Genomic DNA, 22543 nt, shown 5'->3' on the forward strand with positions numbered 1-22543 from the left:
GATAAAAAGGAGCGATATTCTACCTGTTTTCATAGCGTGAGAAAACGTTTTTGGAATTTTTCAGGAACGCTATTTTTAATTAATATAGATAAGATCTTTAAAGAGATCTTTTATTGGATCTATTATTAGGATCGAGAGGTTCTGTGGATAACTCAAAAATGATCAACAAGATCATGGATCTTTTTTGGATCAAATGGTGTGATCTAATTTTGATCAGGATGAGGATTAGCTGGGATCAAAAAGGCCACTTATACACACTCCAAAAAGTGATCTTAAGTTGTTATTTGGATAACTATAGGTTAATCACTGTATTTCTATGATCTTATCCACAAGGAAAATGGCAATAAATGAGAAAAAAGTGCCATTTAATGGGTAAAAGTTATTCACAGCTGGTGGTTTTGGGTACAAAAAAAGCGGCTTTCGCCGCTTTTTTATCGACTATAGAGCTCTAAAACTGCTCACTATGATCGTTAAACCACTCTTCTGCAGCGTCTTCGGGTACCGGAGTCTCCAATACATCGATGGTAAAACAGTCAGAAATCGCCTGTGCGCCAAGATTTGTTAATAACTCATGGGCGGCTTGGCCTGCGGCGCAGAAGGTATCGTAGCTTGAGTCACCAATCGCAATCACAGCAAAACGAACCTTATCGAGTTGAGGTGCTTGCTCGGTCAGATCGGCAATGAATGGCTTGATATTGTCTGGGAATTCACCTGCACCATGGGTTGATGTCACGATCAACCAAGTATCTTGCTGTGGGATCGATGCATACTCAGGTTGATTGTGGAGCGTGATTGCCAGACCTTGTTCTTCGAGGAGATCATTTAAGTGATCACCAACGTACTCAGCCCCACCGAGTGTGCTGCCCGTAATAATGTGGATCATGGATATTTCCTTATAAAAAGGGCGAGCCATGCTCACCCTATTTTTTATTTACCAATACAGAAAGAAGAGAAGATGCGACCGAGTAGGTCGTCTGAGCTGAACTCACCGGTAATCTCGTTAAGGTGCTGTTGAGCAATACGCAGTTCTTCTGCCAAGATTTCACCTGCCATATAGCCTTCAAGCTGTTGCTGGCCAATATCCAGGTGCTCTGATGCGCGTTCCAGTGCATCAAGGTGGCGTCGGCGTGCCATGAAGCCGCCCTCATGGCCACCAGCAAAGCCCATGCATTCTTTTAGATGATTACGAAGAGAATCAATACCTTGGCCTGTTTTCGCCGATAGACGAATGAGTGTAGGGTCATTCACATGACAGATCCCTAGCTCTTCACCTGTTTGATCGGCTTTATTACGGATCACCGTCATACCGATTTTAGCCGGTAGGCGATCAACAAAATCAGGCCAGATATCTTTCGGGTCAGTCGCGTCTGTGGTTGTGCCATCCACCATAAATAGCACTCGGTCCGCTTGTTCAATCTCTTCCCAAGCACGCTCAATACCGATTTTCTCGACTTCGTCAGATGCGTCACGCAGGCCTGCAGTATCGATGATATGCAGTGGCATGCCATCAATGTGGATATGTTCACGCAGTACGTCACGTGTGGTACCAGCAATATCAGTCACGATAGCGGATTCTTTACCAGATAGTGCGTTGAGTAGGCTCGACTTACCCGCATTAGGACGACCTGCGATCACCACCTTCATGCCTTCGCGCATGATGGCACCTTGGTTAGCCTCTTGGCGAACCGCTTCCAAATTGTCGATGATAGCCTGTAAGTCAGCACTTACTTTACCATCGGCCAGGAAGTCGATCTCTTCTTCTGGGAAGTCGATTGCCGCCTCAACATAGATACGTAAGTGGATCAGTGACTCCACCAGCGTGTTGATGCGCTTTGAGAACTCACCCTGCAGTGACTGGAGCGCCGATTTTGCCGCTTCTTCAGAGCTTGCATCAATCAGGTCAGCAATCGCTTCTGCTTGGGTTAAGTCCATTTTATCATTGAGGAATGCGCGCTCTGAGAACTCGCCTGGACGTGCAGCACGTACGCCTGAGATGGTTAGGATACGCTTAATCAACATGTCCATAACCACAGGGCCACCGTGACCTTGAAGCTCAAGAACATCTTCACCAGTGAAAGAGTGCGGGTTAGGGAAGTAAAGGGCAATACCTTGGTCTAGCTCAATACCATCATGAGATTTGAATGGCAGGTACTCAGCGTAGCGAGGTTTTAAAACCTTACCTGTAACCTCTAGAGCAACTTGAGCTGCCTGTGGACCTGAAACGCGGATAATACCGACACCACCACGCCCGGGCGCGGTCGCTTGAGCAACAATCGTATCTGTAGTCATAGTTGTGCCTGCTAGCAAGTGAACGCCGACAGGGCGCTCACGATTAATCAATTAGCTGAATTGTAATCAGCCCAAAACAAAAAGGCGACCTTTTGGCCGCCTTTCTTTTAACTCTTAGTCTTACCGACTGCGTAACGCTTACTTAGAGTGTAAGCCTTTCTTCTCCAGCTGCTTGTAGATAAGCGTTTGCTGAATCAGAGTTACGATGTTCGATACTAGCCAGTAAAGAACCAGACCAGATGGGAAGAACAGGAAGAAGAATGTGAACATAACCGGCATGAAGGTCATGATCTTCTGCTGCATTGGATCCGTTACTGTTGTCGGGCTCATCTTCTGAATTAGGAACATTGAAGCACCCATTAGAAGTGGCAAGATGTAGTAAGGGTCTTGTGCTGAAAGGTCAGTAATCCAACCGAAGAACGGTGAGTGACGCAGTTCAACAGACTCCATTAGTGCCCAGTATAGAGAAATGAAGATAGGCATCTGTAGAAGGATAGGTAGACAGCCGCCTAGCGGGTTTACTTTCTCTTTCTTGTACAGTTCCATCATTTCTTGGCTCATGCGCTGACGGTCATCGCCAATACGCTCACGCATTGCAGTCAGCTTAGGCTGAAGCATACGCATTTTCGCCATAGACGTGTACTGAGCTTTCGTTAGTGGGTACATAGCACCACGAACGATGAATGTTAGGATGATGATTGCTACACCCCAGTTCGATACAAAGCCTTGGATGAACGAAAGCAGAGTATGCAGTGGTTTCGCAATAAACCATAGCCAGCCGTAGTCCACTACTAGGTCTAGGTTTGGTGCAACTTCAGCCATTTGGTCTTGAAGTTTTGGACCAACCCATAGTGTGGCTGTGAAGTTTGCCTGGTCGCCATTTGCAATCGTCTTGTTTGGCATGCGAACACCGATGTCGCCAAGGTTGCCAATTACACGAGTGTAAAGGTTGCTGCCTGCTTCGTCGCGTGGGATCCATGCACTCGCAAAGTAGTGTTGGATCATCGCTGCCCAACCTTGACCGTTTGCTAGGTTAAGAGACAGGTTGCGATCTTGCATGTCGTCGAAGCTGTATTTTTTGTAACGCGTATCTTCCGTAGAGTAAGCACCACCACGGTAAGTTGGCATTGTTAGGCTACCGCCGTCATCCATTACGTTTTGACGTAGGTGAGCGTACATACCAAATGTAGCGTTGTTGCCAGAGTTGTTCACGACATCGTATTCAACATCAATCGCGTAGCTGCCGCGCTTAAGGATGAATGTTTTCGTGTAATCAAGGCCGTTCGCTTGGTAGGTCATTGGGATGCGTAGTTCATCTTGACCATCCGCCAGTGTGAAGCTGTCAGCTGAAACTGTGTAGCTTGGGCGGTTCGTGCTGCTTAGGTCGATACCTTGTGGGCCAACAAGACCACTTTGAGCGATGAATTGGTGACCAGGTTCGTTCTTAAGTAAAACAAAGCTGTCTTCTGAATCGTATTCAGCAGAGTAGTCGTTAAGGCTTGCCGATACCACGTCGCCACCAACCGTATCAATTGACAGAGTCAGTACATCAGTGGTTACTGTGATCGCTTTTGCTGAAGCAACTTGACCCGGAGCTGGATCTAGGTCGTCTGCATAAGATGGCGCTGGTAGAGTGCTGCCAGATTGTGCCTGCTCAACCGCTTGTGGTGCTGGGTTCTTCGCTACGTTCCACTGTTGGAAAAGTAAGAAAGATACCAGAGCCAGTGCGATTAACAGGATATTACGTTGAGAATCCATCGTTATTTATCTCTGTCTTGTTTTTGGACTGGTGGAACGGGGTCATAGCCCCCTTCGTTCAAAGGATGGCATTTTAATAGACGTTTGCCTGATAACCAACACCCTTTTACAAAACCGTGAGCTTTCAACGCTTCTATCGCATATAAAGAGCAGGTTGGAGTAAATCGGCAGCGAGGGCCAATGAGTGGACTAATGAACCATCTATAGAAATAGATAGGTATTAGCGCTAACCACGCGAAGGGCGAGACAGGCGAAGCCATAATTTGTCTAATAATTTGAACATTTCTTCATTGCTCAAATCTTGCGCGCTCTTTTTAGCAATAACAACAAAATCTTTGTTAGGAAGTTTGTGTTGATTGTTACGAAAGCTTTCACGGCATAGGCGCTTAAATTTATTGCGACCAACGGCGGTTTTAATCTGCTTTTTCGGAACGGCTAATCCAAGACGAGGATTTGAAAGAGAGTTTTTACGAGCAATGATGGTGAAATGAGGGGAGCCAGCTCGATGAGCTTGCTTGAAGACATTTTGATAATGTTCGGGAGTTAACAAGCGTAACTCCCGACCGAAGGCTAGCTTTTTCAAAATAATCAAAGATTACTTAGAAAGACGCTTACGGCCTTTTGCACGACGTGCATTGATTGTTGCGCGACCGTTCTTAGTAGCCATGCGAGCACGGAAACCGTGAGTACGCTTACGCTTTAGAACTGTAGGTTGAAAAGTGCGTTTCATTGTAATTACCTTACTGATCAGTAGTTTTAGGTTTTTGTTAAACCCGGCGTGGGCATTATTTCCCTCTTTATATAAAGAAAGGAGAACCGACGCCTCTCAACAAAGAGGCGGAATTGTAATCACTGTCACAAAAAGTGTCAATGATTGGGTTAACTAAAATTCCGGTCGGGGGATTATACGTAGAATCTCTAAAATCTCAAGGATCCTTACTCGATCCCAACCTTATTTAGGAATTTTTTTAATTTAGGATCTTGTGGATTACCAAAAATATCCTGTGGAGATCCTTGCTCGACAATGTGGCCGTCAGCCATGAAGATCACGCGATCCGCGACTTCTCTCGCGAACTGCATTTCATGGGTAACCACCAGCATGGTTTGATGCTGGTTTGCCAGTTTTTTCATTAGGTTAAGTACTTCACCGACCCATTCAGGATCGAGTGCAGAAGTCGGCTCATCGAACAGAAGTAGCTCTGGTTGAAGGGCCATGGCACGGCCAATACCAACACGCTGCTGTTGGCCGCCGGAGAGCGCTGCAGGGTAGCTATCAGCCTTGTCGCCTAGACCAATATCATCAAGTATTTGTTGTGCTTTTTCATAGGCTTGCTGCTTCTTCCAACCACGTACCGTGATCAAACCTTCAGCGATGTTTTGCTTGGCAGTTTGATGCGCAAACAGTGCGTAGTTTTGGAAGACAAAGCCGGTCTTACGACGCAGGGCTAATACCTCTGCTTTGGTATGATTTTCAACGTCGACCTTGATGTCATCAATCGCAATCGAGCCTTGATCGGCGTGCTCTAGAAAGTTCACGCAACGCAATAGGGTTGACTTACCAGTACCACTCGAACCGATGATAACGATAATCTCACCTTGTTGGATTTCAAGGTCGATACCTTTAAGGACTTCCGTCTCTCCAAACTGCTTGTGGATATTTTCTAATTTGATCATCGTGCATACGCCTTATTCAGTTTCGCTTCTGCCCATAGTTGAATGCGAGTTAAAATCACCACCACACCCCAGTAGATAAGTGCTACGGCTAAGAACGCTTCGAAGAAACGGAAGCTTGAAGAGGCCTCCATTTGCGCTTTTGCCATAATCTCAGCCACACCAAGGGTGAAGGCAAGCGAGGTCGACTTAATCATATCAATGAAGTAGTTCATCAGTGACGGTAGAGCGACACGTGTTGCCTGTGGCAGGATCACACGGCGCATCGCCTGACTGGTCGTCATACCTACCGAAAGACTCGCCTCCATTTGGCTGCGGTCGATACCAATAATCGCGGCACGAATACTCTCTGCCATGTAGGCGGCGAAGTGCAATGTTAAACCAATAACCGCGGCACTGAAGGCATCTAAGCCAACCATCCATGGGAACACTTGCGGTAAGCCGTAGTAAAGCAGGAATAGCTGTACCAGCAGTGGGGTACCACGGAAGAAGCTAATATAGAGTTGGCTGAGTTGATCCAGTACTGGGATTTTGAATACACGAATGTTTGCTAGTATCACAGACAGGATCAGGGCAAAGAATAGGCCCCATATTGCCATCTCCATGGTTGTGCCTAGATACTTAAACAGTATCGGTAGCAACTCCAGCATGTAATTAAAGTCAAATCCCATAATCTATCTCGTTTGGTTATGTCAGGCGTTGGGTAATGTGTTGTGGTTATTAGTGACCAGAAAAAGAAAAACCCACTGCAGAGAAAAGCAGTGGGTTATGGCTGTTTAGAGTGAGTAATTACTTCTTAGTAATGTCCGCACCAAACCACTTCTCAGAGATTTTCTCTAGCGTACCGTCAGCACGCATAGCTGCAAGTGCTTCGTTTACTTCTGCTTGAAGCTTCTTACCGTTTTCGTTATTAACAAATGGCCATGCGTTTTCGATAGTTTCGAAAGGTTGACCTGCTAGTTGCAACGGTAGACCTGTTTTCTTGATTAGCTCAAGTGCTGATAGGCGGTCCATAACAAAAGCATCGGCGCGACCTAGTGCTACATCGTGCTCAATACCTGTGTCGTAAGTTTTTACGTTGATTTTGCCGTCTTTGTCGTAGTTACGTAGCAGCTGTTCAAAGTTTGAGCCTAGGTTAACCGCAACGGTTTTACCATCTAGGTCTTCAATGCCTTTAATGCTGTCGTTACCTTTACGTACAGTGATCTGTGCGCCATCAACCACGTACGGGTCAGCAAATAGGTATTTTGCCTTACGTGCGTCTGTCATTGTGATTTGGTTTGAGATCGTATCGATACGACCTGTTTCAAGAAGACCGAATAGACCAGAGAAGTTCGCTGTTACGTACTCCACTTTGTAGTCATTACGTTTACCAATTTCATCCCACAGATCCACTTCAAAGCCTTGTAGCTTATCTTGCTTCACAAACGTGAACGGGAAATAACGGCCAGACATGCCTACTTTTACTTCAGTGGCAGCTTGAACAGTAGCAGCAGATAGTGCGATAGCCGCAATTGCAGCTTTAACCCAGTTTTTCATTTGGTAACTCCTTATCATTATGGGGTGAGATGTTACTGGGAAAACAGTCAATAGAATAAATAACCAGATGTTATTAACCATAACCAGATTGAATTCTAATTTTGGGGATAACTAGACAAGATCCGGGCATAAGTGGATCATTATGTGAGTAAATTTGGGGCAATTTGTGTGGATCCAGACATTTTGGCTAAAATTATTGTGAATAACTTGGATCTTATTCACTGGATCCGCGATCAATTGCTGGCGATCTGATTTATCAACAGGTAAAATTGCCCGTCATTTCAAATAACTTAAATAGAGTGGGGGCACCGTGTCATCTTCGCTTTGGTTGCAATGTTTGCAACAGCTTCAAGAAGAGCTACCAGCTACAGAATTCAGTATGTGGGTTCGTCCGTTACAAGCGGAGCTCAATGACAATACTCTTACTCTATTTGCACCGAACCGCTTCGTGTTGGATTGGGTGCGTGATAAGTACCTAAATAGCATTAACCGTCTACTGCAAGAGTATTGCGGTAACGATATCCCACATCTTCATTTTGAAGTGGGAAGTAAACCGGTATCGGCGCCTAAGCCTGCAGCCCCTAAGCCAGCGCGCACAGCCGCTGATGTTGCCGCTGAATCTTCGGCTCCGGCACAACTTCAAGCTCGTAAACCTGTTCACAAGACATGGGATGATGAAGAGCCTGCAGCAGAGGTCGACCTTAACCACCGTTCAAACGTGAACCCTAAACACAAGTTCAACAACTTCGTTGAGGGTAAGTCGAACCAACTTGGCTTAGCAGCAGCACGCCAAGTTGCGGATAACCCAGGTGCAGCGTACAACCCACTATTTCTATATGGCGGTACCGGCCTAGGTAAAACTCACCTATTGCACGCGGTAGGTAATGCGATTGTTGATGGTAAGCCGAACGCTAAAGTGGTGTACATGCACTCTGAGCGTTTTGTTCAGGATATGGTTAAAGCCCTACAGAACAACGCGATTGAAGAGTTCAAACGCTACTACCGTAGTGTTGATGCACTGCTTATCGATGACATCCAATTCTTTGCTAATAAAGAGCGTTCTCAAGAAGAGTTCTTCCATACTTTTAATGCGCTACTGGAAGGCAATCAACAGATCATTCTAACTTCTGACCGTTATCCAAAAGAGATCAACGGGGTAGAGGATCGTCTTAAATCTCGTTTCGGTTGGGGCCTAACGGTTGCGATCGAGCCGCCTGAACTAGAGACGCGTGTTGCGATCTTGATGAAGAAAGCAGAAGACCACCAGATTCACTTAGCTGATGAAGTGGCATTCTTTATCGCTAAGCGACTACGCTCAAACGTTCGTGAGCTTGAAGGTGCATTGAACCGTGTCATTGCTAACGCAAACTTCACTGGTCGTCCAATCACTATCGATTTCGTACGCGAAGCACTGCGTGACCTACTGGCACTGCAAGAGAAGCTGGTTACTATCGATAATATTCAGAAGACAGTGGCGGAGTACTACAAGATTAAAGTAGCGGACTTACTGTCTAAGCGTCGTTCTCGCTCAGTTGCGCGCCCACGTCAATTGGCGATGGCACTGGCAAAAGAGTTAACCAACCACAGCTTACCTGAGATTGGTGATGCATTTGGTGGTCGTGACCACACCACGGTTCTGCACGCGTGTCGTAAAATTGCTCAACTTCGTGAAGAGAGCCACGACATTAAAGAAGACTATTCTAACCTGATCCGTACCCTTTCTTCTTAATACACAGTATTCTTAACCAGAGATAACAGAATATCGGCCGCTCGTTGGATAACGGGCCGCCCTTGATACCTTAAGAGCAAGCTATGAAATTTACCATTGAACGCAGTCACCTGATTAAGCCGTTACAACAAGTCTCTGGCGCACTGGGTGGTCGACCAACCCTGCCAATCCTAGGTAACCTACTGATCAAGGTTGAAGATAACGTATTATCAATGACCGCCACCGATCTCGAAGTGGAGTTGGTGAGTCGCGTGACACTAGAAGGTGAGTTTGAAGCGGGCAGCATCACGGTACCTTCTCGTAAGTTCCTTGATATCTGTCGCGGTTTACCAGATAGCTCTGTGATCACAGTGGTTCTCGACGGCGACCGCGTTCAAGTACGCTCTGGCCGCAGTCGTTTCTCTTTAGCAACGCTACCTGCGGCTGATTTCCCAAATATTGAAGACTGGAGCAGCGAAGTTGAAGTGTCTGTGACACAAGCAGAACTGCGTGGTCTGATTGAGAAGACACAATTCTCAATGGCGAACCAAGACGTTCGTTACTACCTCAACGGTATGTTGTTTGAGATTGAAGGCTCAACGCTACGCAGTGTCGCGACCGATGGTCACCGTATGGCGGTATCTCAAGCTCAGCTTGGTGCTGATTTCGCACAAAAGCAGATCATCGTGCCTCGTAAGGGTGTTCAAGAGCTCGTTAAGTTATTAGATGCGCCTGAACAGCCGGTAACGTTGCAAATTGGTAGCTCAAATGTGCGTGCTGAGGTGAACAACTATGTCTTCACTTCTAAGCTTGTTGATGGTCGTTTCCCTGACTATCGCCGCGTAATGCCGCAAAATACTACCAAAACGCTAGAAACTAGCTGTGATGAACTGCGCTCTGCTTTCTCTCGTGCTGCAATTCTATCGAATGAAAAATTCCGTGGCGTGCGTGTGAATCTTGTGGATAGCGAAATGCGCATTACGGCGAACAACCCAGAGCAAGAAGAAGCGGAAGAGATGCTAGACGTGAACTACGAAGGTGACGCGCTAGAGATCGGCTTCAACGTAAGCTATGTTCTGGATGTATTGAACACGCTACGCTGTGAACAGGTTCGTGTTTCTATGTCAGATGCCAACGCCAGTGCACTGATTGAGAACGCACAAGATGACAGCGCAATGTACGTTGTTATGCCAATCCGTCTATAGAGATGGTGCCGTCGTTAATGATTAATATGATGACGTTATGCCACTCTCTCGTCTGATCGTTAAGCAGTTTAGAAATATTGAAGCCTGTGACATTCAACCGTCATCAGGCTTTAACTTTCTTATAGGGGCGAACGGCAGCGGTAAAACCAGTGTCCTCGAAGCGATTTACCTGCTCGGGCATGGCCGTTCTTTCAAGAGCTCCTTAACTGGTCGCATCATCCAAAATGAGTGTAGTGAGCTGTTTGTTCACGGCCGTTTTTTGACCTCGGATCAATTTGAGCTGCCTATTGGCATTAATAAGCAGCGCGATGGCACAACAGAGGTTAAAATAGGCGGTCAATCTGGACAAAAGCTGGCGCAATTAGCACAAGTCTTGCCTTTGCAGTTGATTCACCCAGAAGGGTTTGATTTACTGACGGATGGGCCGAAACATCGTCGTGCCTTTATTGACTGGGGCGTGTTTCACAGCGAATCTGGTTTTTACGATGCATGGGGGCGAGTGAAGCGCCTTAATAAGCAACGTAACGCGCTGCTCAAAACGGCAACCCACTATCGCGAGCTCAGCTACTGGGATCAGGAACTGGCGCGATTAGCAGAAAACATCAGCCAGTGGCGAGCAACCTATGTTGAACAGCTTAAACAGGTCGCAGAAGAGATTTGCGCCACCTTCTTGCCAGAGTTCGAGATAAAGATTAACTACTATCGCGGCTGGGACAAAGATACGCCTTATGCCGAGATACTAGAGAAGAATTTTGAAAGGGATCAGCAGCTTGGTTACACGTTTAGTGGACCAAACAAAGCGGATCTAAAGATAAAAGTGAACGGCACTCCAGTGGAGGATGTCTTGTCACGAGGTCAACTGAAGTTGATGGTGTGCGCGCTGCGCGTGGCTCAAGGCCAACACCTCACCCAGATGACAGGTAAGCAGTGCGTCTACTTAATAGATGACTTCGCTTCCGAATTAGATAGCCAACGCCGAGCACGCCTTGCGGAGTGTTTAAAGGCGACCCAGGCACAAGTTTTTGTAAGCTCTATTACCGCTGATCAGATTGCCGACATGCATGATGAAAATAGCAGGATGTTTCATGTGGAACATGGCAAAATAGAGCAAGGATAATTAGTCAGAGAGTAACTATGTCAGATAATTACGATTCATCGAGTATTAAGGTACTGAAGGGTCTGGATGCGGTACGTAAGCGTCCTGGAATGTACATTGGCGACACGGATGATGGTACCGGTCTGCACCACATGGTCTTCGAGGTGGTAGATAACTCTATTGATGAAGCACTTGCTGGTCACTGTAATGACATCATTGTTACTATTCATGACGATAACTCGGTTTCTGTTCGCGATGATGGCCGTGGTATCCCTACCGAAATGCACCCAGAAGAGCAGGTATCTGCAGCGGAAGTAATCATGACGGTTCTTCACGCGGGTGGTAAATTCGATGACAACTCATACAAGGTATCGGGTGGTCTGCACGGTGTAGGTGTTTCTGTAGTAAACGCACTGTCGAAGCAGGTTACTCTTACTATCCACCGCGGTGGTCAAATCCATACTCAAACCTATCACCACGGTGAGCCTCAAGCACCACTAGCTGTGATTGGTGAGACGGACAAAACGGGTACAGAGATTCGCTTCTGGCCAAGTGAAGAGACGTTCTCTAACACTGAATTCCACTACGACATTCTAGCGAAGCGTCTGCGTGAGCTTTCTTTCCTAAACTCAGGCGTATCGATCAAGCTGCGTGATGAGCGTGAAGAAGACAAAGGCGACCACTTCATGTTTGAAGGTGGTATCCAAGCGTTTGTTGAACACTTAAACACCAACAAAACACCAATCATCCAGAAAATCTTCCACTTCGATAACGAGCGTGATGATGGCATCACTGTCGAAGTAGCGATGCAATGGAATGATGGTTACCAAGAGAACATCTACTGTTTCACCAACAACATCCCTCAACGCGATGGTGGTACTCACCTTGCGGGCTTCCGTGCAGCGCTAACGCGTACACTGAACAGCTTCATGGATAAAGAAGGCTTCTCTAAGAAAGCGAAGACAGCGACTTCAGGTGATGATGCACGTGAAGGTCTGACGGCGGTTATCTCGGTGAAAGTGCCAGATCCTAAGTTCTCAAGCCAAACCAAAGACAAGCTGGTTTCTTCTGAAGTGAAATCTGCGGTTGAGCAGGCGATGGGTGAGAAGCTGTCTGAGTTCCTAATTGAGAACCCAGCGGAAGCGAAAACGGTTTGTACTAAGATCATCGATGCAGCACGTGCACGTGATGCAGCGCGTAAAGCTCGTGAAATGACTCGTCGTAAAGGCGCGTTAGACCTCGCAGGCCTACCAGGTAAACTGGCTGACTGTCAGGAAAAAGATCCAGCACTCTCTGAACTATACATAGTGGAGGGTGACTCGGCAGGCGGCTCCGCAAAACAAGGCCGTAACCGTAAGAACCAGGCTATCCTACCGCTGAAAGGTAAGATCCTGAACGTTGAAAAAGCGCGCTTCGATAAGATGCTGTCTTCACAGGAAGTAGCAACGCTGATCACAGCACTTGGCTGTGGTATCGGTCGCGATGAGTACAACCCAGATAAACTGCGTTACCACAACATCATCATCATGACCGATGCCGACGTCGATGGTTCGCACATTCGTACGCTACTATTGACCTTCTTCTACCGTCAAATGCCTGAGCTTATCGAGCGCGGCTACGTGTACATCGCTCAGCCACCGCTTTACAAAGTGAAGAAAGGTAAGCAAGAGCAGTACATCAAAGACGAAGACGCAATGAACCAATACCAAGTGGCATTGGCTCTTGATAACGCAGCACTTCACGTAAATGCTGATGCGCCAGCATTGGCAGGTGAAGCGCTAGAGAAGCTGGTTCAACAATACAACTCTGGCATTAAGCTGGTGGAGCGTATGAGCCGTCGTTACCCACACGCACTGATGCACGAAATGATCTACATGCCACGCCTAACGGCAGAGCAGTGTCATGACGAAGCTGCAGTTGAAGCGTGGGGCAAACAGCTTGTTGAGCAACTGAACGCGAAAGAAGTTGGTGCAAGCCAGTACTCGCTAGAAGTTGAGAAACACGAAGAGCTAGGTCTAAGCTTACCTAAAGTTGTTGTTCGTACACACGGTGTGACACACGAGCACGCATTGAGTGTCGAGTTGTTTAACTCGAAAGAGTACGACAAGCTAGCAAGCCTAGCTGAAGCCCTAGATGGTCTAATCGAAGAGGGCGCTTACATCAAACGTGGTGAGCGTACTCAAGAGGTGAACAACTTTGTTGATGCTCTGAACTGGTTAGTGAAAGAGTCTCGTCGTGGTCTAAGCCTACAGCGATACAAAGGTCTAGGTGAGATGAACCCAGATCAGCTTTGGGAAACCACTATGGATCCAGAGACACGTCGCATGATGCAAGTAACGATCGAAGATGCAGTCGGTGCAGACCAGCTGTTCACTACACTAATGGGTGACCAAGTTGAGCCGCGTCGTAACTTCATCGAGGAAAACGCATTGAAGGTTGCTAACCTGGATGTGTAGATTGTCCTAAAAAACAATCTGAAAATTTTAAAAGACTGCCAGAAATGGCAGTCTTTTTTATTGCCGATATTTTAATTATCTTTCAATAGGTTGGTTCGTCATCCTCAAGAGGGAGGAACGACCGAGTTGGGGATCTCTAGAAGCGCGTAGAAAAATTTTTTAGCTCGATCCCTTGAAACTATTTTGCTCAATCCATATATCTAGTTGTGAAGAGGATGACTGTCTTGCTCAAGAGAGAAGAAACAGATCCTCCGGAACGCTGAACAGGTATCGCTCAGGAGAGGATAACCTTGAAGGCACACAATTGAACTGATTTATTACTACGTCCCAGCGTTATGAGAACCCGAGGAGTAGCGGATAAATACCTTAGTCGGCAGCGATCGAACACACTATCGATCCGTGCAAACTCACGACTAAGACTATTGCTTACTAAAAGGATAGCATTATGAGAACTGTAGATTTCACTCCACTATACCGCAACGCAATTGGCTTCGATCGTCTATTCAACATGATGGAAGCGAACACATCGAAGAACTCTTCAGGCGGTTACCCTCCATACAACATCGAGCAGAAAGATGAGAACAACTACCGTATTACTATGGCAGTTGCAGGCTTTGCTGAAGAACAGCTAGACCTCACTCAAAAAGAGAACATGCTGATTGTTAAAGGTGAGCGTAAACCAGAAGCAGAAAAAACCTATGTGTACCAAGGTATCGCAGAGCGTGATTTTGAGCGTAAATTCCAACTGGCTGACTACGTAAAAGTGGTAGGTGCGAGCATGGAAAACGGTCTATTGCACATTGATCTAGAACGCGAAATCCCAGAAGCGATGCAACCACGTAAGATTGCTATCAATGGTAATGGTCTAATCGAAGGCTAATTACGATTAGCTCTTGAGAGCTAAAACTATCGGGAAATAAGAGTGAAAGAGCACCCAATGAGGTGCTCTTTTTGTATTTGGGCTACGGTAAGCTAAAAGCTCTGATTACTGCTCGCTGTAAGCTTTCTCCACTTCTTCAGCAATGATTGCAATGCCTTTCTGCATCATCTCATCGTCTTGCACATAGTTCATACGCAGACATTGATGGGCATGGTCCCACTCATCCTCTTGACCAATAAAGAAGTACTCACCTGGAACAATCAATACCCCGCGAGCTTTTAGACGTTTGTAAAGCTCCATAGTTGTGATTGGCAGTTCATCAAACCATAGCCACAAGAACATCGCGCCCTCTGGTTTGTGAATGCGGAAGCGCTCGTCGGTGATTGCTTGTTGCAGCAGCTCGACAGCTCGCAGAGATTTCTGACGGTAGAATGGCTTGATGGTGTTCTCACTCAGCTCAAGCAGGTCGCCTTTCTCAATCATATGATGCGCAAGTGCAGGGCCGATGCTGCCCGGCGCCAAACTGATGATGCCATTCATATTGGTCATCGCTTGTGTGACTTCTTCACTCGCAATCACAATACCGCAACGCACACCTGGCAAACCAAGCTTAGACAGGCTCATGCATAGGATGGTGTTCTCGTTCCAGAAAGGCTCTACATCCTCAAAGATGATGTTTGGAAACGGCAAGCCGTAAGCATTATCGATGATCAGCGGAATGTTGTTTTCGCGTGCTAGCTTATCAAGTTTACGGATCTCTTCATCTGTTAGTACGTTGCCCGTTGGGTTGGTTGGGCGTGAAGCACAGATAGCCGCTACCGACTCATCCACTTTGAGCTCTTCAAAGTCGACGTGGTACTTGAACATGCGATCATCAAGCATCTCAATTTCTGGGTGGTAAGAGACAAAAATGTCTTCATCAACACCCGCATCACCATAGCCAATGTATTCAGGCGCTAGCGGCAATAGGATTTTCTTATGTGAGCCATCTGGCTGCTTACCTGCAAGCAGGTTGAACAGGTAGAAGAAGCCACTCTGGCTACCATTGGTTAGGCTGATGTTCTTTTCGCTGATATTCCAGCCGTAGGTCTCTTTAAGTAGAGCTGCTAACGCTTTTACAAAAACATCTTTGCCCTGCGGTCCATCATAGTTGGCGAGGGCGTTGATCAGGGCTCCACTGGCGAGGAGTTCCTCACTGGCTTGGTGAAAGTAGTCGAGCATGGCAGGAATGGCTGCTGGGTTACCACCACCGAGCATGATGGCACCTGGAGTACGTAGGCCATCATTCAAATCATCCATTAACTGCGTAATACCTGAGTACTGATTAAACTTTTCACCAAATTGAGAGAATTGCATCGCTTGTGTTACCTAATTCATTATGTTCGTTTTAATAGTTTGTGCACCAGATGTTGCTGGTGGTCGAGGGTAATTCTTGAACATACCGCAATGTGTCGGATGAGCAAAGCACGAATGTGGTATCAAACGAAAAAAAGCCAGCGAAATATGCTGGCTTTAATAACAATGGTCATGATTATACTGCTTGGTGCTTATTTAGCCCCTGTATAAACCACAAGCACTTTGTCGTCCTTGTATTGGCGTTCGAAGGCGTAGTAGCCCTCTTGGTTACGAATGATGTGTTTGCCCTGTGCAACCGATGGGTGGCGCTGACGGAACTGACCTAGCGCTTGCCAGTGCTTCAGTAGCTCGGCTCGTTCACCCTTGATTTGCTCCCAAGGCATATCTGAACGAGTGCCCTGCATTGGATCGGATCCCGTTGGTCCGAAGTCACGCGCAACTTCATCGCCGTAATAGATCTGTACTGCGCCTGGAGCCAGCATCAGCGCGTTCGCTGCTCGAGTCTGTTTCGCAAAATCGCTACCATGTTGTGTCCAGAACAGAGAGGTATCGTGTGATGATAGGTAACTCAGAACATTGAACTCACTGTCGCCGTTGATCTTTTCTGCGTAGCGAAGGTAATCAGCGTCGAGGTCAGACAAACACTTAAGCGCCTTTGGTGCGATATCACTCTGGAATTCGAAGTTAATGATCGAATCAAATCCGTTAGCGAAGTAATCCGATTTCACAACGCTATGCGCCCATACTTCACCTGTCATCCAAAATGGTAAATCATCCAATGCTTTGTCTGGGTTGTTCTGTTTCCATTCTGCGAGTGCTTGAGTCGTGCTCTCTTTTAGCTCTGCCCAGGCATCAAGTTCGACGTGTTTGGCGGTATCGACGCGGAAACCATCAACGCCATACTCTCTCACCCAGTCTGAAAGCCAAGTGATTAGGTGTTGGCGAGGTGTACGCTGTACATCTTCAGCGTTGGTCTCTTTGTTAGCGTAGAAATTAGGATGTCCTGTCAGCTCTGTGGATTCGGTTTTTAGATCTGGCAGGTGCGCAAGTGACATAGTGATGTTGTTGTAGCCAGGTGAATCATAGGCGCCAATATCGCTGCGTAGCCATGCCTTACCCCACCATTTCTCCCACGCTTCTTGGTCACTGTAGGAGATGTAGTTATTGAAGTAGTGCCAGTTTTGTCCCTCTTTTGGCTGCCAGTCAGTCCAATTTTTACCAAGCGTCTGCTGTGCTTCTTGGTCACTGAGGTTGAGTTTACCGAAATCAAACTCCTGCATGTCGGCGAGGGTTGCGTATCCGGTGTGGTTCATCACCACATCCCAAATCACGCGGATACCTTTACTGTGAGCGGTGTCGATGAAGGTTCTAAGCTCGTCTTCGCTCCCCATGTTGTCATCGAGCTTGGTCCAATCTTGGTGGTAGTAGCCATGGTAAGCGTAGTGCTTAAAGTCACCACGGTCGCCACCGCCAACCCAGCCGTGGATTTGCTCCAGTGGCGAGGTGATCCAGATAGCATTAGCACCTAGCGATTCAATGTAGTCGAGCTTCTTGGTTAAGCCTGCTAGGTCTCCGCCGTGGAAGGTGCCAACTTCATTTTGGCCATCTTTGCTGCGCCCATAGCTGTTGTCATTGTCTGGGTTGCCATTATAAAAGCGGTCAGTCATGACGAAGTAAACCGTGGCGTTATCCCAACTAAATGTCGATTGTTCTGCTGACTCAACCTCTTCAAGTAAAAGAAGCCCTTGGCTTGAGTTGGCCGGTTTCATGCTGATCGTGCCGTTGGTCACTGTCGCTTGCTGGCCAGAGAGTGCGTCACGTAACAAGGTGCCATCTGCAAAGGTCTTAGTGACATCGACGGTGGTCGGTGATTCGCTTGGCACCGGACATGTGAAGCTCTGAACCTTCTTCTCTTTCGGCTTGACCTTAACTGTCAGTTCATTGGACTGTGGGTTGAGGGTAAATTGGTAGGTATTGGCCCTGAATACCTTGATATCTATTTGAGACTCTTCCGCGCAGTCGTCGACACGCAGAGGTTTATTAAATTTCACTCGGCTCTCTTCTGCCAAGGCGTAGCTTGTGCCACAGGTTTGCGCGGCATCGCTAATAGAAAAGGTGTGTGTGCCTTTGCTGAGCTCGTGCTCGGCAATCAATGTACCTTGTCCTGTTGATTGAAAGGGCAGCGCCTGATCATCAATGGTCAACAGTAGTGGATTGTCGCTGGTTTGGCTGCATGCGCTGAGTGCAAGAATTGAGAGCGCGAGAGTGGTCTTCTTCATTGTATCCTTCCCCGAATAAGACTCTCGTTATATCAAAGGTTGGGATCTACATTCTGAGGACTAATACAATCGAGTTGTGGTTATTACCTCTACAAATAAATACCGAGTTCACAAAAACAAAAAGGGAAGCACGTGCTTCCCTTTGGGTATTTACCTTTTGTTGCTCAGAGCATCGCTTTGAACAGCTATCTCACTCGTACTTATTTTTGCAGTAGAGAGATGTCAGCAATCTGTAGGAACAGGTTACGTAGGTTGTTCAATAGCGTTAGACGGTTCTTCTTAAGCGCTTCGTCATCAGCCATAACCATTACGTTGTCGAAGAATGCATCAACAGGCTCACGTAGCGCTGCTAGCTTGCTTAGGGCTTCTTGGTAGTTACCTGTCGCGAATGCTGGCTCTAGTGCTTCCGTCATTACTGCAACGTTTTCAGCCAGTGTTTTCTCTGCGTCTTCTTGTAGAAGTGCCAGATCGATATCTGTTGCTAGTTCACCATCGAATTTCGCAAGGATGTTACCTACACGTTTGTTCGCTGCTGCTAGAGCTTCTGCCGCTTCTAGTTCACGGAAGTGAGAAACCGCTTTAACACGTTGGTCAAAGTCAGTTGGCTTGGTTGGACGATTCGCAAGTACCGCTTGGATGATATCAACGCTGAAGCCAGCATCTTGGTACCATGCACGGAAACGACCTAGCATGAAGTCGATAACGTCAGCTTCTACGTTGTCGTTGGTTAGCTTGTCACCTAGTAGTTCTTTCGCTTTTGCGATCAGATCAGTTAGGTCTAGGTTGTAGCCGTTTTCAACGATAATACGCAGCACACCTAGAGATGCACGACGTAGAGCGAATGGGTCAGAACCTTTCGGTGCTTGACCAATACCGAAGATACCTACGATAGTGTCTAGCTTGTCTGCCATTGCTACTGCAGAAGAGATACCTGTGCTTGGTAGGTCATCACCTGCGAAACGAGGCATGTACTGCTCGTAAAGTGCTAGTGCAACTTGCTCGTCTTCACCATCGTGAGTCGCGTAGTGCATGCCCATAACACCCTGAGTATCCGTGAACTCGAATACCATAGATGTCATTAGGTCACATTTAGCTAGTAGACCTGCGCGCTTAGATTTCTCAACGTCAGCATCGATCTGCTCAGCGATGTAGCCAGCAAGTTCTGTGATGCGGTCTGTTTTGTCTTTGATAGTACCAAGTTGCTTCTGGAAGATAGCTTGGTCTAGTTCAGGTAGACGGTCGATCAGAGGACGCTTACGGTCTGTGTTGAAGAAGAATTCTGCATCCGCTAGACGTGGACGTACAACCTTCTCGTTACCTTCGATTACGTAGCGAGGCTCTTTCGATTCGATGTTTGAAACGAAGATGAAGTTAGGTAGTAGCTTCTTGTTGTCATCGTAAACAGGGAAGTATTTTTGGTCACCCTTCATGGTGTAAACCAATGCTTCAGAAGGTACTTTTAGGAACTCTTCTTCAAACTTCGCAGTAAGAACGACTGGCCACTCAACCAGAGACGTTACTTCTTCTACTAGGTCATCTTCTAGATCAGCTGTACCACCAACCGCTGCTGCTGCTTTTTGCGAATCAGCAAGGATGATCGCTTTACGCGCTTCGTAATCTGCCATTACTTTACCGCGCTCTTCTAGGATCGCTGGGTATTGCTCTGCAGAATCGATAGTAAACTCTTGCTCACCCATGAAGCGGTGACCACGGATAGTGCGGTCAGATGCTACGCCTAGGATCTCGCCTTCGATAAGGTCAGAACCCATCAGCATCGTTAGTGTTTTAACTGGACGAATGAACTGAGTCGTCTTGTTGCCCCAACGCATTGGCTTCGCGATTGGTAGGTTACCCAGTGCTTTTGCTGCTAGCTCAACAACGATTTCAGACGTTGCTTGGCCTTTTACCTCTTGTTTGAAAAGAAGCCATTCACCTTTGTCTGTCACTAGACGGTCAGCTTGCTCAACCGTGATGCCGTTACCACGAGCCCAACCTTGAGCTGCTTTAGTCGCGTTGCCGTCAGCATCGAATGCTACAGAAACCGCAGGGCCACGCTTTTCAACGATTTTGTCTTCTTGGCCTTCAGCCAGTGCTGCTACTTTAAGAGCAAGACGACGAGGTGCTGCGTACCATTTCACGCCTTCGTGAGCCAGGTTCGCGCCCTTTAGCTCTGCTTCGAAGTTTGCTGCAAACGCTTCTGCTAGAGTACGAAGCTGTGTTGGTGGTAGCTCTTCAGTACCCAGTTCAATTAGAAATTCTTTAGCCATGATTACTTCTCCTCGTCCTTCTTGCACATTGGGAAGCCAAGCGCTTCACGCGATGCGTAGTATGCTTCTGCAACTGATTTAGTCAGGTTGCGGATACGAAGGATGTAACGTTGGCGCTCTGTTACAGAGATAGCTTTACGCGCATCAAGGATGTTGAATGCGTGGCCAGCTTTTAGAATGCGCTCGTAAGCTGGAAGCGGAAGTGGCTTCTCAAGCTCAAGTAGTTCTTTACACTCTTTCTCACACTGATCAAAGAACGTAAATAGGAAATCTACGTCAGCGTGTTCGAAGTTGTAAGTTGATTGCTCAACCTCGTTTTGGTGGAAGATGTCACCGTAAGTTACTTTGCTGCCGTCTGGTGCGATGTTCCACACTAGGTCGTAAACAGAGTCTACTTCTTGGATGTACATAGCTAGGCGTTCGATACCGTAAGTGATCTCACCAGTAACAGGCTTACACTCAAGGCCACCAACTTGCTGGAAGTAAGTAAACTGAGTGACTTCCATACCGTTTAGCCATACTTCCCAACCAAGACCCCATGCGCCTAGCGTTGGGTTTTCCCAGTTGTCTTCTACGAAACGAATGTCGTGTACTAGCGGGTCGATACCAAGAACTTCAAGTGAGCCTAGGTACAACTCCTGAATGTTGTCTGGAGATGGTTTTAGAGCTACTTGGAACTGATAGTAGTGCTGCAGACGGTTCGGGTTTTCACCGTAGCGACCATCGGTCGGACGACGTGAAGGTTGAACGTATGCCGTAGACATTGGCTCTGGGCCAAGTGCACGTAGACATGTCATTGGGTGAGAGGTGCCAGCACCTACTTCCATATCTAGAGGTTGAACAATAGTACAACCGTTTTGTGCCCAGTAATCCTGCAGCGCGAGGATCATTCCCTGGAAGGTTTTGATATCGAATTTTTGCATAGTCAGGTTCGCGCGATTCTTATAAATGATTTGAAAAATAACAATCAAGTATACCCAGATATTTGCCCAGCGAGTAGCGTTAATCTTGTTTAATTAATAGCCTTAAATCCCTTTTAATGGATTTTTTACCCTTTAATCTTCTTTTTTCGACTTAACGGGAATTTTTAGTCACTTTTCAGCTTGTTTTAGAGGAGGGGGCTCGCTAAAATCACGCCGTCTTTGGGGAGTAGCTTACCTATTTATCAACACTGGGATAATAGGTTCGTTCGTCAACATAATTGATGCAAAATCATCATGGCGTTCGAGACGACAATCGACCACAACAACACATAAGTCGACATCGTTTAGCAAGACCTTAGACAAACATCGTGAACCGGGGTGGGGCGCGAGGTTTGTCTACGGTTAAAATAATAATCCCGCCCCAAATGAGCATGTCGTGAGCGTTTTAGCAATCTCTATTACAACTGTTGCCTTGGCCGAGATCGGTGATAAGACACAGTTACTCTCTCTTCTGTTAGCCAGCCGTTATCGCAAGCCGATACCGATTATTGCTGCAATCTTCTTTGCCACTATTGCCAATCATGCCCTAGCGGCTTGGTTAGGTGTTGTTGTATCCGATTACTTGTCGCCAGAAGTCCTTAAATGGGTTGTGGTGGTGAGCTTTTTGGCGATGGCGGGTTGGATTCTGATCCCAGATAAACTTGATGACGATGAGGAGATCTCCAGCCGTGGTCCGTTTGTCGCAAGCTTTATTGCGTTCTTCATTGCTGAAATTGGTGATAAGACTCAGATAGCCACTTCTATCCTAGGGGCTCAGTATGCCGATGCGCTGCTGTGGGTTATCTTGGGCACCACGATTGGTATGCTATTAGCCAACGTGCCTGTAGTAGTGATCGGTAAATTGTCAGCCGATAAGATGCCACTGGCGTTGATTCGCAAGATCACCGCTCTGCTGTTTGTTGGCTTAGCTATCGCAGCCGCAATCTATTGATGATTTTTTGGCGATAGGTTCCTCGTTTTTCTGGGAAATCTATCGCCATATCTATCAATCTATAATTATAAGCGTGCCAATTTTTGCGCTGCGATCTGCATTCTGTGTTGCAGTTCAAACTCTAA

The 22543-nt window shown here is 46.9% G+C and carries 19 protein-coding genes and 1 riboswitch; of the genes, 6 read left to right on the forward strand and 13 right to left on the reverse strand.

Features of this window, described 5'->3' with window-relative positions; translation table 11 throughout:
- Positions 1-448: 448 nt before the first annotated feature.
- The 9 genes from mioC to KI743_RS23070 form a co-directional block, all read right to left on the reverse strand.
- A complete protein-coding gene (gene mioC, locus KI743_RS23030) occupies positions 449-883 on the reverse strand; it encodes an FMN-binding protein MioC (RefSeq protein ID WP_285407600.1) in 435 nt (144 codons plus the stop codon).
- 44 nt (positions 884-927) lie between these two features.
- Positions 928-2289: a tRNA uridine-5-carboxymethylaminomethyl(34) synthesis GTPase MnmE gene (mnmE, locus tag KI743_RS23035; protein WP_152469501.1), complete on the reverse strand. Its 1362-nt coding sequence runs from the start codon at positions 2287-2289 to the stop codon at positions 928-930.
- 138 nt (positions 2290-2427) lie between these two features.
- Positions 2428-4047, reverse strand: a complete 1620-nt coding sequence (gene yidC / locus KI743_RS23040) for a membrane protein insertase YidC (RefSeq protein ID WP_032548628.1) — start codon at positions 4045-4047, stop codon at positions 2428-2430.
- Positions 4048-4049: 2 nt separating this feature from the next.
- Entirely contained in the window at positions 4050-4307 is a 258-nt protein-coding gene (gene yidD / locus KI743_RS23045) for a membrane protein insertion efficiency factor YidD (RefSeq protein WP_084181753.1), read from the reverse strand.
- On the reverse strand, positions 4274-4597 hold the full coding sequence (gene rnpA / locus KI743_RS23050) for a ribonuclease P protein component (protein ID WP_032548627.1): 324 nt from the start codon (positions 4595-4597) through the stop codon (positions 4274-4276). The genes yidD and rnpA overlap by 34 nt, the downstream gene beginning before the upstream one ends.
- Before the next feature lie 45 nt (positions 4598-4642).
- Positions 4643-4777, reverse strand: coding sequence for a 50S ribosomal protein L34 (gene rpmH, locus KI743_RS23055; RefSeq protein WP_004735800.1), 135 nt, complete (start codon positions 4775-4777; stop codon positions 4643-4645).
- Between the two features lie 206 nt (positions 4778-4983).
- Positions 4984-5721, reverse strand: coding sequence for an amino acid ABC transporter ATP-binding protein (locus tag KI743_RS23060; RefSeq protein ID WP_032548626.1), 738 nt, complete (start codon positions 5719-5721; stop codon positions 4984-4986).
- Positions 5718-6389, reverse strand: coding sequence for an amino acid ABC transporter permease (locus KI743_RS23065; RefSeq protein WP_032548625.1), 672 nt, complete (start codon positions 6387-6389; stop codon positions 5718-5720). The genes KI743_RS23060 and KI743_RS23065 overlap by 4 nt, the downstream gene beginning before the upstream one ends.
- Positions 6390-6507: 118 nt before the next feature.
- Complete coding sequence (locus tag KI743_RS23070) at positions 6508-7257, reverse strand: amino acid ABC transporter substrate-binding protein (protein WP_285468405.1); 750 nt, start codon at positions 7255-7257, stop codon at positions 6508-6510.
- 310 nt (positions 7258-7567) lie between these two features.
- On the opposite strand from KI743_RS23070, the gene dnaA reads away from it, so the two are divergent.
- From dnaA to KI743_RS23095, 5 genes are all read left to right on the forward strand, one after another.
- Positions 7568-8986, forward strand: a complete 1419-nt coding sequence (dnaA, locus tag KI743_RS23075; protein WP_032548623.1) for a chromosomal replication initiator protein DnaA — start codon at positions 7568-7570, stop codon at positions 8984-8986.
- An 83-nt stretch (positions 8987-9069) separates the two neighbouring features.
- On the forward strand, positions 9070-10170 hold the full coding sequence (dnaN, locus tag KI743_RS23080) for a DNA polymerase III subunit beta (RefSeq protein ID WP_285468406.1): 1101 nt from the start codon (positions 9070-9072) through the stop codon (positions 10168-10170).
- A 37-nt stretch (positions 10171-10207) separates the two neighbouring features.
- Positions 10208-11287 (forward strand): DNA replication/repair protein RecF, encoded by a 1080-nt coding sequence (recF, locus tag KI743_RS23085; RefSeq protein ID WP_032548620.1) that lies wholly within the window; start codon positions 10208-10210, stop codon positions 11285-11287.
- 17 nt (positions 11288-11304) lie between these two features.
- Positions 11305-13722 carry a DNA topoisomerase (ATP-hydrolyzing) subunit B gene (gene gyrB / locus KI743_RS23090; RefSeq protein WP_285468407.1) on the forward strand — a complete coding sequence of 806 codons (2418 nt, stop codon included), beginning with the start codon at positions 11305-11307 and terminating at the stop codon, positions 13720-13722.
- Positions 13723-14167: 445 nt separating this feature from the next.
- A complete protein-coding gene (locus KI743_RS23095) occupies positions 14168-14602 on the forward strand; it encodes an Hsp20 family protein (RefSeq protein WP_032548618.1) in 435 nt (144 codons plus the stop codon).
- 105 nt (positions 14603-14707) lie between these two features.
- On the opposite strand, the gene KI743_RS23100 is transcribed toward KI743_RS23095, so the two are convergent.
- The 4 genes from KI743_RS23100 to glyQ all read right to left on the reverse strand — a co-directional run bounded on the left by KI743_RS23100 (position 14708) and on the right by glyQ (position 21427).
- On the reverse strand, positions 14708-15958 hold the full coding sequence (locus KI743_RS23100; protein WP_285468409.1) for a valine--pyruvate transaminase: 1251 nt from the start codon (positions 15956-15958) through the stop codon (positions 14708-14710).
- Between the two features lie 191 nt (positions 15959-16149).
- Positions 16150-18237, reverse strand: coding sequence for an alpha-amylase (locus KI743_RS23105; protein ID WP_285468411.1), 2088 nt, complete (start codon positions 18235-18237; stop codon positions 16150-16152).
- Positions 18238-18437: 200 nt separating this feature from the next.
- Positions 18438-20504, reverse strand: coding sequence for a glycine--tRNA ligase subunit beta (glyS, locus tag KI743_RS23110; RefSeq protein WP_285468413.1), 2067 nt, complete (start codon positions 20502-20504; stop codon positions 18438-18440).
- A gap of 2 nt (positions 20505-20506) precedes the next feature.
- Positions 20507-21427: a glycine--tRNA ligase subunit alpha gene (gene glyQ / locus KI743_RS23115; RefSeq protein WP_032548614.1), complete on the reverse strand. Its 921-nt coding sequence runs from the start codon at positions 21425-21427 to the stop codon at positions 20507-20509.
- Between the two features lie 209 nt (positions 21428-21636).
- Positions 21637-21824, forward strand: a riboswitch (yybP-ykoY riboswitch).
- 39 nt (positions 21825-21863) lie between these two features.
- On the opposite strand from glyQ, the gene KI743_RS23120 reads away from it, so the two are divergent.
- The gene (locus KI743_RS23120) at positions 21864-22418 is read left to right on the forward strand and encodes a TMEM165/GDT1 family protein (protein WP_032548613.1); all 555 of its coding nucleotides are present in this window, start codon (positions 21864-21866) and stop codon (positions 22416-22418) included.
- Positions 22419-22543: the final 125 nt, after the last annotated feature.

This window comes from Vibrio sp. D420a, from assembly GCF_030248625.1.
Lineage (GTDB): Bacteria > Pseudomonadota > Gammaproteobacteria > Enterobacterales > Vibrionaceae > Vibrio > Vibrio fortis_A.

Bases quoted from the DNA above. Each gene is read 5' to 3' on its own strand.
- glyQ (WP_032548614.1), bottom strand. From the start codon at position 21,427: ATGCAAAAATTCGATATCAAAACCTTCCAGGGAATGATCCTCGCGCTG.
- KI743_RS23095 (WP_032548618.1), top strand. From the start codon at position 14,168: ATGAGAACTGTAGATTTCACTCCACTATACCGCAACGCAATTGGCTTC.
- KI743_RS23100 (WP_285468409.1), bottom strand. From the start codon at position 15,958: ATGCAATTCTCTCAATTTGGTGAAAAGTTTAATCAGTACTCAGGTATT.
- gyrB (WP_285468407.1), top strand. From the start codon at position 11,305: ATGTCAGATAATTACGATTCATCGAGTATTAAGGTACTGAAGGGTCTG.
- yidC (WP_032548628.1), bottom strand. From the start codon at position 4,047: ATGGATTCTCAACGTAATATCCTGTTAATCGCACTGGCTCTGGTATCT.
- KI743_RS23060 (WP_032548626.1), bottom strand. From the start codon at position 5,721: ATGATCAAATTAGAAAATATCCACAAGCAGTTTGGAGAGACGGAAGTC.
- yidD (WP_084181753.1), bottom strand. From the start codon at position 4,307: ATGGCTTCGCCTGTCTCGCCCTTCGCGTGGTTAGCGCTAATACCTATC.
- mnmE (WP_152469501.1), bottom strand. From the start codon at position 2,289: ATGACTACAGATACGATTGTTGCTCAAGCGACCGCGCCCGGGCGTGGT.
- KI743_RS23065 (WP_032548625.1), bottom strand. From the start codon at position 6,389: ATGGGATTTGACTTTAATTACATGCTGGAGTTGCTACCGATACTGTTT.
- mioC (WP_285407600.1), bottom strand. From the start codon at position 883: ATGATCCACATTATTACGGGCAGCACACTCGGTGGGGCTGAGTACGTT.
- KI743_RS23105 (WP_285468411.1), bottom strand. From the start codon at position 18,237: ATGAAGAAGACCACTCTCGCGCTCTCAATTCTTGCACTCAGCGCATGC.
- KI743_RS23070 (WP_285468405.1), bottom strand. From the start codon at position 7,257: ATGAAAAACTGGGTTAAAGCTGCAATTGCGGCTATCGCACTATCTGCT.
- recF (WP_032548620.1), top strand. From the start codon at position 10,208: ATGCCACTCTCTCGTCTGATCGTTAAGCAGTTTAGAAATATTGAAGCC.
- glyS (WP_285468413.1), bottom strand. From the start codon at position 20,504: ATGGCTAAAGAATTTCTAATTGAACTGGGTACTGAAGAGCTACCACCA.
- dnaN (WP_285468406.1), top strand. From the start codon at position 9,070: ATGAAATTTACCATTGAACGCAGTCACCTGATTAAGCCGTTACAACAA.
- rpmH (WP_004735800.1), bottom strand. From the start codon at position 4,777: ATGAAACGCACTTTTCAACCTACAGTTCTAAAGCGTAAGCGTACTCAC.